Here is a 15748-nt window from a genome sequence, read left to right on the forward strand (position 1 = left end):
GCACCGCGGGCAACAGTCGGCACGCAGCCGAACCGTCCGAACGGGGCGGCTGGAATCGGTGTCCTTGTGTGGACGTATGGCCCATCAAACCTCCTGCTCAATTGGATGACAACGTGTATATCCCCTCCTCGTTTGAGGTCGACGATTCTGAAACGCTGCATGAGTTCATTGAGCGGTACAGTTTTGCGACGTTGATCACGACGGTCGACAGTGTGCCCTTTGCCACTCACCTTCCGCTGCTTCTTGACCGGACCGCAGGCCCGTTCGGCACACTCCATGGGCATTTTGCGAAGGCGAATCCGCACTGGAGAAGCCTCGAGCAGTCCGGCGAATCGCTGGCGATTTTTCACGGGCCGCACACCTATGTTTCGCCGCGATGGTATTCAGGGGCGAAGCCAGCTGTGCCGACCTGGAACTACGCCGTCGTCCATGCCTACGGCACGGTCACATTGCAAACCGAGCCGGCGTGGCTCGATGACTTTCTGAGGCGAATGGCGATCAAATACGAAGCCGACGCCGACCAGCCGTGGCAGAACGATCTCCCCCCGGATCTCGACGACCAGCTGAAGCAGGCGATCGTCGGATTTGAAATGACCGTTACTCGACTTGAAGGGAAGTTCAAACTCGGCCAGAATCGCTCGGATGAGGATCAGCTCGGTGTGATTGCCGGACTGGATCAGGCCGGTCTTACTGAGATGGCCACGTTCGCGAGAGAACATCTCGACGCCAATCCGGACGATTGACGCCCTGTGCGGTCTGTCTTCTCGGCTGAAAACTTCGCGCTCATTTTTCCCGCGGGACACCACAATGCAGGGGCTTGAATCACTTCGCCAGCCGGACTTGCTGATCGCGTTCGCGGTCATGCTGGTAGCGTCGCTGGTCTGTTTCGGCCTTGGCTACTTCATCGCCGGGCGACTGACGCGTCGCGGACGCCCCCTCTTCCTGAGTCTGGTGCTGATCATGGGGGCAATCTGGTTTCTTTGGATCCAGGACGCCCCGTGGTTAATCGAGGTACTGCAAACCAGAAACGTGATTCTATACGGGAACTGGCTCAGCCTGTTTGCCGGACTGGGAGCGGGGACCGCGTTTCGCTCGATTCCTGGTTCCCTTGCTCGGCGGAGTGTGAACGCGGGTGTCTTCTTTCTGCTCGGGATCGTCAGCCTGCTCCATCCGCTATGGGGTGATGTTCCTGTCTCGCGAAATGTCCCTGTGACCAACGGGATCTGTTTCCAGACCAGCGACGTCACCTGTTCCCCGGCCTGTGCCGCAACGGTTTTGTTGCAGCACGAGATCCCGGCAACCGAAGCCGAGATGATTCAGCTGTGTCTGACGAGAAAAGGAACGGCATGGCAGGGGCTTTATCGGGGGTTGGCACTCAAAACGGAAGGGACTCCCTGGCGGGTCGAAGTCTTCCACGGCGATTACGAAGATCTCAAGTCACTCACCCCCGGCTGGATCATTCTCAGCGTCGGTCTGCCGCAGTTCGGTGAGATCCCCAGTGTCTACGAAGACGACTATGGCTGGCGTCGGGGCGATCTGCACAGCGTCATCCTCCGAGAATTCAAAGAGGATGGCTATGTCTTGATGGTCGACCCCGACGTCGGCGAAGAGGCTTGGGCGCAGGATGATCTCAAGCTGCTGTACCGTGGCTTCGGCATGCGACTGGTGCCACGATAACCACCTGCGTTCAACGGTTTGAGACGGTGACGACTTAGGCGTCGAGAGTCCAGCGGGCCTGACGCAAAACGGCGTGATGCCCGTTGCCGATGCCTTCGTACCAGACCGTCAACAGTGTGCCGTCATCGAGTTCGACCGTGCTGGGGTATCCCAGATCGCCGCCTGGTCCGTCATCGGAAATCGTGATCGGTTCGCACCAGCTATGACCGCAATCGGTGCTGACGCGAGCGAGATTTCCGTACGGCTTTCGACGATAGCCGTAGCTCATGAGCAGTCGTCCGTCTCGGAGTCGCGTGAGAAACGAGGGGAAGCCCCAGACGCCGATCGCTTTGGGTTCCGACCAGGTTTGACCACCATCGCTGGACTCGCTTTGAAGCGTCGCACTGGCGTCGACTTTGTTGTGGTTGCGGATATGGACAATGATTCGACCATCAGTCGCTTCGACGGCATGCAATTCGTGATAGGCTCCGGGATCATCGCCGCTGCGCGTCGGAATCTCCGCCAGCCAGGACCAGGAGAGGCCATCGTCCTCAGAGACGCAGACGCCGATTCTTTTCGATCCGTTCCACAGTTCTTTCCCTGCATAAAGCAATCGGCCGTCCGAGAGTTCGATGGGCCCGTGCGGGCTGTTGACGATGGTCGGATATCGCTCTGACCAGGTTAGCCCACCATCGGTCGACCGGATCATCCATTCTCCCAGTTCCTGCTGTCGCTGTTCATCCGAGAGGCGGTTGTGGGCGGCCATCCACTGCTTCAGGCGTTTTTTCGGCCAGGGTTTGACCTTTTTCTTCTCCTTCTCGTCGTCATCCTGTTCCAGTTCCTGCTCTTCAGCGTTTGTCTTGTTCTTCTTTTTGTTTTTCTTCTCGGAGATTCGTTCCAGCTCCGCGTTGAGCAGCGGTTCGTAAGCCAGTGAAGTGAACGTCGTCACAAGCAATGTTCCGCGCGACGTTTCGAGAATGCCCGCATCCCGGTCGTCGATGGCTCCGTCGAGAATTGTTCGGGGCCAGGTCCAGGTTTCGCCATTGTCGTTTGATCGCATCATCTGCACAGCCCCGAACGGACAGACGTGCCCGCCCCGGTCTCCCGACCAGACAACGATCAGCTCCCCATTGGTTCGGCGTGTAACAGTCGGCCAGCCACAATAGCCCTTCGGGCCAGTGGTAATCGTTTTGATGTCCCGGGGGCTGCATGGTTCGCCTGCCCGGCTGGGGAGCGGATTGATGAGCGAAACCGTGCCGGCGACCGATGTGCCGAGGAATGTGCGGCGAGTGACGCGACCAAAAGAAGTTTCAGAGCGATTCTGCATCGGCGTCTTCTCCTCGTATTCATGAAAGGGAATGAAGTGTATCGACTTTAAAACAGCGTCCGTCGCTTCTGGTTGAATTCCACAAGCACGTCCGGTCCGGCCGGATGGAGCAGGCCTGCCAGCGGTTCCCTGTCGATGACATCGGGACTCAACCAGCGGGTCTGGTCTTCAAAGCTGGTTAGAACGATCGGCATGCGGTGGTGCCCGACACTGGCGATCAGCGGGTTTGGTTCGGTGGTGAGGAACGTGTACGACTCCACCGTTTCTTCGTCGTTACGCCAGCGTTCCCACAGTCCGGCGAACGCGAATGGCTCTCCACTCGGCTGGGCGAACCAGTGCTCTTTCTCATCGAAGCGAAGAACGGGGATTAGACAACGGCGGGACTTGAAAGCGGCTCGATACGTCGGCTTTTCGTGCACCGTTTCGGAGCGGGCGTTGAAGCACTGCCGCTGGAACGATTTGCGGGACTTTGACTTCGCGGAAGGCTTCCACCATGGAGGAAGCAGGCCCCATTGCATCGGCACAAGTTCGCGTTCGCCATCGGCATCGAGACGAACGACCGGTCCCATCGAGAGCGGGTAGAGATCCTGATCGAAGTCGTCGTGGCATTCATTGCGGACGACATCGAAGATCTCGGCGAGCATGGCCGGGCTGACATTGACGTTGTATCGATGGCACATCCCACTATTGAACTCGATTGACGCGGTCTTCGCAATTCAGCTGAAGTCTCGCGACTTGCCGATGCGGGAGAATTCTTCCGACAAATCCCACATGCGATCGACGACCACGTGCACGACCGACGACTCCCGCTGGAGAATTCCACGGACCATCATCGCGGTCGCCGTGCGAGCCGTGACGCGGAAGCGTTCCCAGGTGTTGGGATGCACGACGAGATTGGTGATGCCGGTTTCGTCTTCCAGCGTCATGAAGGTAATCCCTTTGGCGGTTCCCGGTCGCTGTCGCAACAGGATCAACCCGGCGACTTTCACTTTGCGATCAGCGGGGTACGTTTCCAGAGCGGCGGCCGGAAGAGCTTTCATCTGTTTCAAACGCGAACGAATGAATGAAACCGGATGGCGTTTGAGCGTCAGTCCGGTGTGACGATAGTCGTGCACCACTTCCGCCAGCGGAGCCATTCCCGGCAATGCTTTCGGAAGAGCGTCATTCGATTGCGATTCGAGCAGGGTTTGCGTGAAACGTTCCGGCAACGATTCCCACAGCGCTTCGCGGCGGCTCAACTTGAGCGATCCAAACGCGTCGGCTCGGGCCAGTCGGGAGAGCACGCTGTTAGAAACGCCGGCCCGGTTGGCGACATCATCGATACTGAGGTAAGGCCGATCTCCCCGAGCCGCGACAATCTTCTCGGCTTCGCTCTGTTTCAGACCACTCACCATGCGGAAACCGAGCCGGACCGATCGATGTCTGGCGCTGGGTTTCTGCTCCAGTGTGCAGTCCCAGTCGCTGGAGTTGACATCAACTCGCCGAATTTCAACGCCATGCTCGCGAGCATCCCGGACAAGCGTGGCCGGCTGATAGAACCCGAGCGGCTGGCTGTTGAGCATCGCTGCCAGAAAGACATCGGGATAGTGACACTTCAGCCAGGAAGAAACATAAACCAGCAGCGCGAAGCTGGCCGCATGCGATTCTGGGAAACCGTATTCGCCAAAGCCGCGAATCTGGTTGAAGAGCCGCTCGGCAAACTCTTCGCTGTAACCGCGAGCCTGCATTCCCTGACTCAGCTTCTGATGAAAAGCATCCATCACTCCCGACTTTCGCCAGGCCCCCATGGCCCGTCGCAATTGGTCGGCTTCGCCCGGCGTGAAGCCGGCCGCCACCACGGCGAGTTTCATCGCCTGTTCCTGAAAGATCGGTACGCCGAGTGTGCGATGCAGCACCTGCCGCACTTCTTCACTGGGATACTCGACCGCTTCCAGTCCATCCCGTCGTCGTAAATAGGGATGGACCATGTCTCCCTGAATCGGCCCGGGGCGGACCAGCGAAACTTCGATGACGAGATCGTAGAACTCTTTCGGCTTGAGCCGGGGAAGCATGCTCATCTGAGCCCGGCTTTCAATCTGAAAGACGCCGATCGTGTCGGCTCTTTGCATCATTTCATAAGTCGCCGGATCTTCCGCCGGCACTGTCGCCAGAGTCAACGGACGTTGATAATGCCGTTCCAGAAGATCGAAGCACTTTCGCACGGCGGTGAGCATGCCGAGTGCCAGACAGTCGACTTTGAGGATGCCGAGAGCGTCGAGATCATCCTTGTCCCATTCCACGACCGTCCGTCCAGGCATCGAAGCATTCTCGATTGGCACGATCTCGCAGAGGGGACTGTTGGTCATCACCATGCCGCCCGTGTGCTGCGACAGATGCCGGGGGAAGCCGAGGATGTCGATGACAAGCCGGTGTATCAGCTGGCCGAGACCGGAGTCCGGAGACAGCCCCGCTTCCTCCATTCGCCGGCCGACCTTATTCACTTCGTTGTACCGTTCGAAGTTCTTCGCGAGCCGATCGATGCTGTCGAGTGAGAGTCCGAGCGCTTTGCCGACATCCCGCATCGCCGATTTGAGACGGTAGGTAATGAGCGTGGCTGTCATCCCGGCTCGTTCGCGGCCGTATTTCTCGTAGATGTACTGCAGCACTTCTTCGCGGCGTTCGTGCTCGAAGTCGATGTCGATATCGGGAGCTTCATCGCGTTCTTTGGATATGAAGCGTTCGAACAGCACATCGATGCGAGCCGGGTCGACCGAAGTGACGCCGAGGCAATAACAGACGGCGGAGTTGGCGGCTGACCCGCGCCCCTGACAGAGAATGTCTCGGCTGCGGGCGAAGCGGACGAGATCGTACACCGTCAGGAAGTAGGCTTCGTAATGGAGCTCGGAGATCAATTCGAGTTCATGCTCGACGAGTTGTCGGACGTTGTCCGGGATGCCGTCCGGGTAACGTTCCGCAGCTCCCTGCCAGGTGAGTTCGTTCAGATACTGCGAGACCGTGAGGCCGGGCGGGCAGAGTTCTTCGGGATATTCGTAACGGAGTTCATCGAGCGAGAACTGGCAGCAATCGGCAATGGCAGCCGTGCGACGAATCAACTCGGGATGACTTCCGAAGTGAGACTGCATCTGCTGTGGCGATTTGAGGTATCGTTCCGCGTTGGGAAACATCCGCAGTCCGAGGTCGGCGACGGCACAACGATGGCGGGTGGCGGTCAGCACATCCTGCAGGACGCGACGGCCGGGCACGTGATAGTAAACATCGTTGGAAGCGGCGGGGAGAACGCCGGCGGCTTTCGCGGTCTGCAGCTGCTCGGCCAGCAGATAGTCATCCCGATCGGTCAGATGGCGATGGGCCAGTCCGTAACAGCGATCCCCATAGAGTTCCCGGTAACGGATCAGATCGTCGACACTGCAGTTGACGGTCGACTCCGTCGGCCGGGCCAGCAGCGGGACACAGGCAATCAGATCGGCGGAGAACTCGGTCAGGTCCCGGAATCGAAGTTCACAACTCCCCTTCTCTGCCCGGGTGCGGCCGCGGGTGATGAGCCGACATAACTGACTGTAACCATTCCGGTTCATGCAGAGCAGAACAACAGGCGGAGCATCGACCGGAGTAATCTCGGCTCCAATCAGCAGCTTGAGGCTGGCCTGTTTCGCGGCCACATGAGCCCGAACAACCCCGGCGAGCGTGTTGCGATCGGTGATTGCCATCGCCCGGTAGCCAAGTTCGGCCGCTCGTTCGACCAGCTCATCCGGATGCGAGGCTCCCTCCAGAAACGAGAAGTTCGACTTGCACTGCAGTTCGGCAAACGGCAGCGCGCGGTCTTCCCGCGATCCGGCCCGCTGAGCATGAATCTCGGGGTGAACCTGTCGAGCTTTCTCAAAGGCGAGTTCGGGCATTCGGGGCAATCAGTGGTGCAGGTCAGGTATTTATAAGGATGGCCCAGAGATTCATCTCTGAGTGACGAAGTCACAAGCGGTTTGTCTTCGATCTGTTTTCAGTCAGTCCAGGTACGTGATTGCCGGCCTTTGTTGCGGGCGCGGGACTTACAGCAACGAGAGTTTTGCCGGGTAGCCCCGGTTGCTCCGCTACCGGGGCCGACGCAGTCGGCAAGAGGTTCCAACGATCAATTCAAATTGAAGGCGTGTTGATGGACCTCTTGTGGCTTCGCCACCCCGGTTGAATCAACCGGGGCTACCCCTTTGGCATGATTCATAATGTGAATTCACGAAGAGCGGTGAAGACAAGCCTCCTGTTGCTGCGCAACACAGAGATGAATCTCTGTGCCATCCCTTCGTGTCCTGCGGGGATTAATCAAAGCAGCCGTGTAAGTACCAGTCGCGTTGTTCCCTTCTTCGAAAGAGCCAGAATCGCTGGTGGGTCGTGGTTTCGACGCGGTAGTAATCGCGGCGGATGGCATCGTCCCGCCACCAGCCGGTTTCAAGTCGTTCGGGGCCCCAGGTGATCTCGGCGATGTGTTCCTGTTGATCCCACCAGAACCGCAACGGCGGACCGTTCGGGATCACGGAATTCACCCGGATGGCGATCGGCTCGGAGAACAGTGACAGCGGCCGTAGCGGGCGGGAGAAGAGGGATTCGTTCTTTCGCACCGCCATCGGAGGTTCCAGAGCCGGGGTGAAACTCACGCTCCGTTCGGGCTGGACGTCTTCGACCAGTTCCGCTTTCAAGACCGCCTGATCGCCGAGACGCGTGGTGAGTCGGTTGATGAGTGTTTCGTACTCGCGGGTTTCGATCGTCGAATCGTCTTCGAACAACGTGCGGCGACGAAAGCGGAGCGATGCAGTTTCCGCGGCTCGCAGCACAACGCGGTCAATCTCGACACGCAGCTGCATGGTCTCCAGCTTGAGAGCGATCAGGTTCCACAGCTCCTGCTCGGCCAGTGTGGGGCGGATTGTGCCGAGAGTCAACTCGAGTACAGGTTCCTTCCCGTTAAACAGCTGAACCTGCAGTCGTAACAGGCCGTGCTGCTGCTTCTCCAGTTGAGCCAGCAAATCCTGAAGCACCCGTTTCAGCACAATCTCGATGAGATACTTCTCGGTGATCGGATACTCGAGAACTTCATCGGTCCAGACCGGTTCGGGCAACACTTCCGGAACGAGGACTTCGGTTCGGTGACCCTGGAACTGTTCGAGTCGCGCAGGAAGTTCCTCGCCAAACCGGGGCTTCAACGATTCTCGCGGCAGCCGGAGAATCTGGTCGATCTCTTTCAGATCAAACTCCCGCAGTCGAGCGGACAGAGCGTCCGAAAGGCGCAGCGCTTCCACCGGCAGTCGTGGTGAGGACTTCTGGGAATCGACGATCTGAAAACTGTTCGAGCGATGGACGCCGTAATGAGCCACGCCCCACGCCATGCCAACCGTATCAGCAATGGCGATGCGGCCTGCGAGTCCACGATCGTTGAGGAACGTGATTAGCTGGCGACAGAACTCTCGCTCGCTGCCATACAGATGAATGCAGCCGGTCAGATCGAACAGCAGGCTGTCGAGCGGAGGTGTTTCTTCAATGCCGACAATGGGGCTGAAGCACTGGCAGGCGATCGCCAGTCGGCGGAGCGCGTGGTAATCGCGAGCCGGACTGGCTTCGAGAATCTGCACCGGCTGCGACCAGCGAAGTTTGGCATCGGTGAGCGGCATGCCCGTGCGGATGCCTTCCCGGGCAAGATCGGCGGAAGTCTGAACGACCACCTCGCCAACGCGGGCCAGCTTCTCGAAGAACAGCAGCGGAGTTCGTTTATGCTCGGGCTTGTCCTGGCGGTAACATTGAATGGACCAGCGGGGGAGCCACAGGCAGGCGATGCGTCTTGTCATCGGTCAGGCGTCCTGTCAGTTCGTCAAAGTGCACTCGTATTTCCCGGTTTCCTTCCAGGCTCTGCACGCGTCCCTGTGCTCGTCCTCCTTCAAGTTGAATTCGTAACGGTCGTCTCTCCATCAGTCCCGATGTCGGCAACGGCTCGATCCGCAATCGGAGGTCGGCCCAGCGTGATCCGGCTGCATGAGCCGTGTTCTGCACCAGGAAGCCGAGTGTCTTCCCGGTTTCGGCGGCCAGTAGAAACCGGCGATAAACCGTGTTCGCCTGATAGCGGGAGACATCGAGCCCCAAACAGAAGACCGCCCCGATTCCCGGACAACGCAACGCCTGCTCGGCGGCCCAAAGAGCTTCCTGCGTCGATCGCGGCCGGATAATCAGGAGCCGATCGAGCGTCCAGCCAAGGCGGAGAATGGCCGGCGGATGGAACCGGTTTCCGGGATCGATCACCACAATCGGGCAGCCGCTCCGCAGAGTTTCAGAACTCGCCGCAAAGGCCAGTGATCCGGCCAGAGAACCCGGTTCAGCCAGCCATTCGACCAGCCCGCAAACGGGGAAACGTCCCCCCGGCAGCAGCCGGGAAAGGGCTCCCTCTTCTTCCGATCGCCCGCCGAAATCTCGCCCGGCTGTTTTGTGCAGCTGCGCTCGCAACTGTTCGAGAACCAAGGATCGGGACGTGGAGGCAGACATCGTGAAATATACCAATATGGACAAACGGATATAATTTGAGTTTGTCCATCAATCCATCGGTTGTCAACGGCACTTTCTGGAGGAAATGTGACCCGGATCACAGCCTTCCGGCACGTTTCGCGAGATACTGAAACAGTTCCGTCATCCCGAAAATGCCCTGAAAAACAGTGAGATCTCATGCGAATTGGCATTCTGCTTCCCCTGTTCATGTTGCTGCCGATCAGCAGTGTTTTCTCTTCTGAAAAGAGTGAGAAGCCGCTGCCGCCGGGCAAGCTGGGCCGAGTGGTTGAACTCGGGCGGGAGATCGTCAACCGCACCAGCGAGCATCCTCTCTCCCGGGAGTATGTCGGCAACTCGCTCAGATCGGCCTGTAAACCGGTGAGGTCCGCCGGAGTTCCGGTTGAAAAAGCACTTGCCGGAGACGGGAAAAATGGGCGTGTATAACGGAAAGGCCGAGTGATGATCTTCGTCTATTGAACGACGTCCCTGTTCTTTCGATTCACCACTGCGAAAGCGAGAAGGGAAACAAACGCGATGACCAACCACACGAAGTGGAAATCGCCGTCGAGACCACGCGGAAAGGCGATGTTGAGGACGGCTTCGACCAAACAGGCAATCATGCCAATGGCGAGCAACCAGATATGACGAGCCGTCGGATGGTTCCGCCAGAGTTGTGGGATCATTCGGATTCCAAGAACCAGCCCCAGAGCGGATGGAATCAGAATTCGAGCCCACGGATGAAACTGCGTGAACGACGCGATGACCGAACCAAGAAGCAGCGCGACAACCAGAACGGGCCATCCTTTGACGACCTCGTCCAAGGAATCGGGATCAAGCTGGAATGATTTCACCTGACGGACTCCTCTGCTCCACTGTGACTGTTCGGATAATCGGCCACAACGCCGGGAATCTTACACGGGCCCCGATCGGCTGAGCCCGGGACGTTGGTTCCTCCCTGCGAACGGGACCCGTCGTGGAGCTACGTGCTGAAGCGATCGACCGGGACGAGCCGATGCATCACGATTCCTTCATAATCAGCGGACCACAAGTACTGAGCAGGGGGCGTGCCCGGCGACTCGATAGGCGACACTACCGAGCAGGAACTGTTTGATCGCCCCGTGTCCCTGATGGCCGACGACGATCAGTTCCGGTTTCCAGCGATCGGCGACCTGCAGGATCTCTTCGGAGATGTTTCCACTCTGGTGGAGTTGTGTCTCAATCGAATCGGAAACGTCGGAGAGCACTTCCTTCGTTCCATCGAGAAACTGCTGGCAAAGCTCCACTTCCCGTTTCCACTCGGCGCTGGAGTGCTGCAAAGCATCGACATTGAACGCTTCCACCAGATGGATGACACGCACGATGAGCAGTTCAATCCTGCAACGCCAGGGAATCTCTTTCAAAAACTGAATCGCTCGATCCGAGGGTTCGGAGCCATCGCAGGCCAGCATCACCCGCAGTGTTTCCGGACTGCGGGTTGTGTATTCAGCGGGGCGATGGAGCAACACGGGACAGGAAGAATGACGAACAACGGTCGAGGAAACACTTCCCAGAAGAAACTTCTTGAATCCCGAGAAGCCGCGGGCTCCCAGCGCGATCAGATCCGCGTTGTCCTTACTGGCTCGAGCGACGATCTCGTGCGCCGGATTCCCCTCTAACAGAACTTCCCAGGGCTGCCAGCCGGAACCTTTGAACCGCCCGACCGCCTGCTCCAGGTCGACACGAGCCTGATACCGAGCCGATTCCGTCAGCTTCTGCTGCAGATCCATGTTTTCGTAGCCATAAGCGGCCACGGAGGGGACGGGAACAACCGAGACAAGTTCGGTCGTCATCTCCTCGCCACGGAGTGTTTCCAACAGAAAGTCTTCGTTCGCCCGGGAATGCTCGGAACCGTCGATGCCAATCAGAAGTTTCATACGTGTCCTGCTTTCATGGTGCCGGCGACTTGGAAGTTGATGGAATCAGTGTACCTGAAGGACCAACGGTTCCGTTCGCATAAAATGCAATCAGGCGAAAACTCGCTCATGCACGGAGACAGGTAGATCGATCCGCTCTAATCTTCGACAATGAGCGTGTCTCGAACGTACCGGTGGCATTCGATGCACTTCATCGTCACGTCGATCCATTTTAAAGCAGACCGGTCCAGAGAGCGATCATCGGAGGCCTTAATCAGGTCGTGGGTCACGCGTTGAAATTCGCTACTGAATTGACGGTACATCGCATCGTTGGAATAGTTCCATTTCTCGACTGTGCTCATTTTATAAAGCCGACTGGCTCCATTCCCGATGAGACGGAAGTCTTCGGTTGTCAGTCCCTCCAGAATATCTGTAGAGGCCTTGAGTTTCTCCCGCATGAAGTGCTGGAGAAGTTGATCCCCGGGAGCATCTGCAACGGGTCGTTTCGTCTCAGCCTTATTCGACTTGGGTTTAGACTCGTCAGATTCTCCCCGCAAACTGGGACTGATAAACGCAGAAAAGAACAGGGCCGCGGCCGTGCACCCGACCAGTGTCACGAATCGTGTCTGTTTCATCGAGGGGTTCGCTTTCTTGAAAAGGACGCAATGTGTTCAGGAAGAGTAGAACGATGACTTATCGATCAACCACGGTCTCGTCGTTGCGTTCAATCTGATCGAGCCGTTCCACGAGGAGGTCGAACTCCCGCCCGACATCCACCCAGTTCATGAAAGGCGTTTCCTGGGCTCTGAGTCGCTCGACATCAACCGCGAGACGGTCAAGGAACTCCGCGTGCTGCCGTAGAATTTGATCAAATTCGGAGGTGGCGATCGGCTCGCCGAGTTCTCTCAGGGACTCCAGTCGCTGTTCGGTGTAGACGAAGTGTTCTACCAGCCTCTGCCTCAACTCGTCGATGCGTCGACCGAACTCCTCAAACATCGGTCCTCGGCCGAGCTCGTGAACTTCATTCCAGAACGTCGAAAGATCCTTAATCGCCGACTCGATTCTGGTTGTATCGAAGACGTCATTCGGTACGGATTGAAGGGACTTTGGTTTCATCGGTATCTCCTTTCAGGTGGTACGGCCGTGCCTCACTAGCAGGATGAGATAGCGAGAACTGTGCGGGCAGGCTCGCGAGGGCACAGAGGATGGAAACCCGTTTCCTGACTGGAGCGATCGTAAATATAAATCTCCGAGGAGTCTGTCTGGAAACTTGCTGATGGCGTGTCGAGAAATTCGCCACACGTGGAAGGGAAGCCTGGTCCGGCTTGTCAGCAGGTGTCGGCAGGTTCAGCCGCGTTCGAGCACCCACTGGGAAGCGCGGCGGGCCAGGTCGGCCATCGAATGGCAATCGAGCTTCTGCTTAATACGGGCTCGATAGGTCTCAATTGTGCTTGAGCTGAGAGTCAGCGCCTCGGCGATTTCTACAGTCGTCCGTCCCAGGCCGATCTGTTCATAGACCTGAAGCTCGCGATCGGACAGAGCGTCCTCCGGCTGGTTCTGAAGACCGGACTGTCCCATGACCAGCCGGTGAAGCAGGGTCGACGACATCTCAGAAGAAAGATAGATCTTGTTGTCAAGTACACTCCGGATCGCGGTCACGATACTGTCCGTAGCGGCCTGCTTGTTGATGTACCCCATAGCCCCCGCCCGAAGAGCGCGGTCGGCATAAAGATCCTCGTCGTACATCGACCACACCAGAAAGCGGACGAACTCGTTCTCTGCGCGGGCCTGGCGAATCAGGTCGAGACCGTTCCCCGATTTGAGAGAGATGTCCACCACCGCCACCTGCGGTCCCGTACGACGGATCAACTCGAGTCCATCGGCGACATCTTCAGCTTCACCGCAAACAGTCAGATCGTCTTCCAGCGAGATCCTCGTCGCCAACCCGTCCCGCACGGCAGGATGGTCATCAATGATCGCGATCTTTTGGGGATGTCCCGACATTAAGTGCCCGCCCGTCTTCTAAAGATTTCCTGAAGCGATCCGACATGTGACTGATGTTCCCTGCTCCGGAGCCGACTCCACTGTCAGAATCCCACCGATGCGATTGGCACGATAGTTCATGATTCGCAACCCAAGCCCACCGTCCCTTGGGTTCTGGATCCCAACTCCATTGTCGATGACCGCCAGTTCGATCGCATCGTCCGATTGCTCGAGTCGAATGATGATTCGGGACGCCGCGGAATGTTTAATGGCATTGGTCGTGGCCTCTTCGACGATCCGGTACAGCTGATTCGCAACGATGTTGTCCGGAATCGGAACTGTCTCCGGACATTGAAATTCGCAGTCAATCCCGTGAAACTCCCGGATCCGGCGAGCGGTCGCCCCCAGCGCCGCCATGAGCCCCTGGGTATCGATATCAACCGGGTTTAGGCCGCGGCTCAGAAGCCGGATTTTGGTCAAGGCTTCGCTCACGCCTCGTGATATCTTCTCGGCAATTCTGATATGGCGATTTTCATCTTTGCGCAGAGCAAGCGTCAACGTTTCGGCCAGCATCGCCATTCCGGTCAGTTCCTGTCCGACGACATCGTGCAGGTCTTGTCCAATCCGTCGTTGTTCCTCGGCTGCAATTTCGAGAACTTCTCGCTCAAGACGTTGCCGCTCGGTCGTATCCTGGCCAGTGCAAAGCAGGGCAACGATCTGGCCCGTCCGAGATGTCATGGGGACGGCTTCCCACTCAACCAGCCGTCGCTCTCCGGAACGGGTAAGAAGCACAGGACTGAATGACTGAACCGTTTGGCCGTTGATGGCTGCGTAAAACCGCCGCCGGAAAGGCTCGCGATCCGCCTCCGGCAGGAAAATATCGGCCCACTCTTCTCCTCGCGTCTCTTCCAGCGGCCATCCGGAGAGCTCTTCCAGAAATGAGTTGTACTGCACGATCGTCCCGTCCGGAGACAGAATGAGGATCACGCCCCGGCTCGTTGCGATGATGTTCTCATTCAACTGATGCTCGCGACGCAGGGCCTCTTCATTCTGCTTTCGCTCCGTCAGGTTTCGAACGATGCCTGTAAAGAGTTTCTTGCCGGGGACCTGGCCGATGGCAATCTCAGCCGGGAATGTTCTTCCGGTCTTATGACGCGCCGTTACTTCACGACCGATTCCGATCACCCGGGCTTCCCCCGTTTCCAGGTAACGTCTGAGATATGAGTCGTGTTGCTCCCGGTCGGGCGAGGGCATAAGGATGCTTACGTTCTGGCCAAGTAACTCCTGCAGGGAGTAGCCGAAAATGTCCTCCGTCGCGGCGTTGGCGTCCTGAATGATGCCTCGTTGATCAATTGTAATGATGGCGTCGGCCGACGAACTGAGAATCGATCGCAGCGTGTTCTCCACGGTCTGCTTTTCGGTCTCAACTTTCTCGTAGTTCGAAACATCTTTGAGCAGTTGGACAAAGTACTTCAGTGATCCATCCGTCGCTCGAATCGGGATCAGAGTGATCTCGTTCCAGAACAGACTACCATCTTTTCGATAGTTCCGCACAACAACGCGACAGTCAATTCCTCTTGCGACTGCGGCTCGCAGCGTCGTCAGAGATCCCTGATTGCCGTCGTCCGTTTGCAGAAATCGTGGATCACGGTCCAGCAGCTCTTCGACCGAATATCCTGTTAGTTCAGCAGCCGCCTGATTGGCAAAGATGACCGGACATTCCTCCCCACGCGGCGTCGTCACAAGTAGAGCAAATTCGATTGCATCCAGAGTCCTCAGGAGATCTTCGGGAGTCGAGATCGTTTCGTCGATCAGTCTGCAAAGCAGCTGAAGAAGAGTCTCAGCATTCGCCGCGGGGTCGGTCATCGCGATCCAGTCGAAATTAGCAGGGCGCAGAATAAGTCCGCTCAGATTATAGGCGTCAGGCATCATACTGCCTTACCAAAACCGGCTGTAGTAAAACTCGCTACAGGAAGGATCTGGGATCCTGGATGTTGTCAGGCGATCGAGTTATGGAGACTGATGGCGTTGATTTGTGCAGTGCCCCCAAAGCTTCCAGGTCGTGCCGGGGCGATCTTCGCCGGTGTCCGTTTTCATCGAACTTAAGGAGCGTGATCCTGTCCAACGCTGCTCTCACAAGAGACTCTGGGGGAAGCCGGAGGGTTTCTGAAACCACCGTTCCGATCACTGAACGAGGATATGGAAGAGCTGTATCACCGGCTCGAACGCTGCAGGCGAAGCTCCTTCCGATATTCCCTGGGATGTCGAACAGGATGCCATCGCCGCAGAGCTTAAGAACGGGGTGCTGCATGTCATTCTTCCGAAATGCGAAGAGGCGAAGGCCTACAAGTTCTCCATAAGAGAGTCGGTGTAACAT

15 protein-coding genes are annotated in these 15748 nt (G+C 57.6%); 4 read left to right on the plus strand and 11 right to left on the minus strand.

All coding sequences use genetic code 11. The features are described 5' to 3' along the window. The first annotated feature begins 68 nt into the window (after positions 1 to 68). A complete protein-coding gene (locus L1A08_RS11890) occupies positions 69 to 743 on the plus strand; it encodes an FMN-binding negative transcriptional regulator (protein ID WP_238756622.1) in 675 nt (224 codons plus the stop codon). Positions 744 to 807: 64 nt separating this feature from the next. Continuing rightward, positions 808 to 1677: a hypothetical protein gene (locus L1A08_RS11895; RefSeq protein ID WP_238756623.1), complete on the plus strand. Its 870-nt coding sequence runs from the start codon at positions 808 to 810 to the stop codon at positions 1675 to 1677. A gap of 34 nt (positions 1678 to 1711) precedes the next feature. On the opposite strand, the gene L1A08_RS11900 is transcribed toward L1A08_RS11895, so the two are convergent. The 5 genes from L1A08_RS11900 to L1A08_RS11920 form a co-directional block, all read right to left on the minus strand. Continuing rightward, entirely contained in the window at positions 1712 to 2983 is a 1272-nt protein-coding gene (locus L1A08_RS11900) for a sialidase family protein (RefSeq protein ID WP_238756624.1), read from the minus strand. A 47-nt stretch (positions 2984 to 3030) separates the two neighbouring features. Beyond that, on the minus strand, positions 3031 to 3663 hold the full coding sequence (locus tag L1A08_RS11905) for an SOS response-associated peptidase (protein WP_238756625.1): 633 nt from the start codon (positions 3661 to 3663) through the stop codon (positions 3031 to 3033). Positions 3664 to 3699: 36 nt separating this feature from the next. Then, positions 3700 to 6879, minus strand: a complete 3180-nt coding sequence (locus L1A08_RS11910) for an error-prone DNA polymerase (protein ID WP_238756626.1) — start codon at positions 6877 to 6879, stop codon at positions 3700 to 3702. Positions 6880 to 7290: 411 nt separating this feature from the next. Further along, the gene (locus L1A08_RS11915; RefSeq protein ID WP_238756627.1) at positions 7291 to 8808 is read right to left on the minus strand and encodes a Y-family DNA polymerase; all 1518 of its coding nucleotides are present in this window, start codon (positions 8806 to 8808) and stop codon (positions 7291 to 7293) included. Beyond that, positions 8732 to 9496 carry an ImuA family protein gene (locus L1A08_RS11920; protein ID WP_238756628.1) on the minus strand — a complete coding sequence of 255 codons (765 nt, stop codon included), beginning with the start codon at positions 9494 to 9496 and terminating at the stop codon, positions 8732 to 8734. The genes L1A08_RS11915 and L1A08_RS11920 overlap by 77 nt, the downstream gene beginning before the upstream one ends. A 177-nt stretch (positions 9497 to 9673) precedes the next feature. Between L1A08_RS11920 and L1A08_RS11925 the strand changes: the two genes are divergently transcribed. After that, the gene (locus tag L1A08_RS11925; protein ID WP_238756629.1) at positions 9674 to 9940 is read left to right on the plus strand and encodes a hypothetical protein; all 267 of its coding nucleotides are present in this window, start codon (positions 9674 to 9676) and stop codon (positions 9938 to 9940) included. 26 nt (positions 9941 to 9966) lie between these two features. On the opposite strand, the gene L1A08_RS11930 is transcribed toward L1A08_RS11925, so the two are convergent. From L1A08_RS11930 to L1A08_RS11955, 6 genes are all read right to left on the minus strand, one after another. Next, a complete protein-coding gene (locus tag L1A08_RS11930) occupies positions 9967 to 10347 on the minus strand; it encodes a hypothetical protein (RefSeq protein WP_238756630.1) in 381 nt (126 codons plus the stop codon). Between the two features lie 183 nt (positions 10348 to 10530). Beyond that, the gene (locus L1A08_RS11935; protein WP_238756631.1) at positions 10531 to 11409 is read right to left on the minus strand and encodes a universal stress protein; all 879 of its coding nucleotides are present in this window, start codon (positions 11407 to 11409) and stop codon (positions 10531 to 10533) included. A gap of 137 nt (positions 11410 to 11546) precedes the next feature. After that, positions 11547 to 12023 (minus strand): hypothetical protein, encoded by a 477-nt coding sequence (locus tag L1A08_RS11940; RefSeq protein ID WP_238756632.1) that lies wholly within the window; start codon positions 12021 to 12023, stop codon positions 11547 to 11549. A gap of 58 nt (positions 12024 to 12081) precedes the next feature. Next, positions 12082 to 12504 carry a hypothetical protein gene (locus L1A08_RS11945; RefSeq protein ID WP_238756633.1) on the minus strand — a complete coding sequence of 141 codons (423 nt, stop codon included), beginning with the start codon at positions 12502 to 12504 and terminating at the stop codon, positions 12082 to 12084. A gap of 231 nt (positions 12505 to 12735) precedes the next feature. Beyond that, positions 12736 to 13392 carry a response regulator transcription factor gene (locus tag L1A08_RS11950; RefSeq protein WP_238756634.1) on the minus strand — a complete coding sequence of 219 codons (657 nt, stop codon included), beginning with the start codon at positions 13390 to 13392 and terminating at the stop codon, positions 12736 to 12738. Positions 13393 to 13410: 18 nt separating this feature from the next. Further along, positions 13411 to 15300 (minus strand): PAS domain-containing sensor histidine kinase, encoded by a 1890-nt coding sequence (locus tag L1A08_RS11955; RefSeq protein ID WP_238756635.1) that lies wholly within the window; start codon positions 15298 to 15300, stop codon positions 13411 to 13413. A gap of 322 nt (positions 15301 to 15622) precedes the next feature. On the opposite strand from L1A08_RS11955, the gene L1A08_RS22980 reads away from it, so the two are divergent. Then, positions 15623 to 15745: an Hsp20 family protein gene (locus tag L1A08_RS22980; RefSeq protein ID WP_390896877.1), complete on the plus strand. Its 123-nt coding sequence runs from the start codon at positions 15623 to 15625 to the stop codon at positions 15743 to 15745. Positions 15746 to 15748 lie beyond the last annotated feature (3 nt).

The sequence above is a fragment of the Rubinisphaera margarita genome (assembly GCF_022267515.1).
In the GTDB taxonomy this organism is placed as follows: Bacteria; Planctomycetota; Planctomycetia; order Planctomycetales; family Planctomycetaceae; genus Rubinisphaera; species Rubinisphaera margarita.

Bases quoted from the DNA above. Each gene is read 5' to 3' on its own strand.
- L1A08_RS11895 (WP_238756623.1), top strand. From the start codon at position 808: ATGCAGGGGCTTGAATCACTTCGCCAGCCGGACTTGCTGATCGCGTTC.
- L1A08_RS11900 (WP_238756624.1), bottom strand. From the start codon at position 2,983: ATGCAGAATCGCTCTGAAACTTCTTTTGGTCGCGTCACTCGCCGCACA.
- L1A08_RS11905 (WP_238756625.1), bottom strand. From the start codon at position 3,663: ATGTGCCATCGATACAACGTCAATGTCAGCCCGGCCATGCTCGCCGAG.
- L1A08_RS11910 (WP_238756626.1), bottom strand. From the start codon at position 6,879: ATGCCCGAACTCGCCTTTGAGAAAGCTCGACAGGTTCACCCCGAGATT.
- L1A08_RS11915 (WP_238756627.1), bottom strand. From the start codon at position 8,808: ATGACAAGACGCATCGCCTGCCTGTGGCTCCCCCGCTGGTCCATTCAA.
- L1A08_RS11920 (WP_238756628.1), bottom strand. From the start codon at position 9,496: ATGTCTGCCTCCACGTCCCGATCCTTGGTTCTCGAACAGTTGCGAGCG.
- L1A08_RS11925 (WP_238756629.1), top strand. From the start codon at position 9,674: ATGCGAATTGGCATTCTGCTTCCCCTGTTCATGTTGCTGCCGATCAGC.
- L1A08_RS11935 (WP_238756631.1), bottom strand. From the start codon at position 11,409: ATGAAACTTCTGATTGGCATCGACGGTTCCGAGCATTCCCGGGCGAAC.
- L1A08_RS11940 (WP_238756632.1), bottom strand. From the start codon at position 12,023: ATGAAACAGACACGATTCGTGACACTGGTCGGGTGCACGGCCGCGGCC.
- L1A08_RS11945 (WP_238756633.1), bottom strand. From the start codon at position 12,504: ATGAAACCAAAGTCCCTTCAATCCGTACCGAATGACGTCTTCGATACA.
- L1A08_RS11950 (WP_238756634.1), bottom strand. From the start codon at position 13,392: ATGTCGGGACATCCCCAAAAGATCGCGATCATTGATGACCATCCTGCC.
- L1A08_RS11955 (WP_238756635.1), bottom strand. From the start codon at position 15,300: ATGCCTGACGCCTATAATCTGAGCGGACTTATTCTGCGCCCTGCTAAT.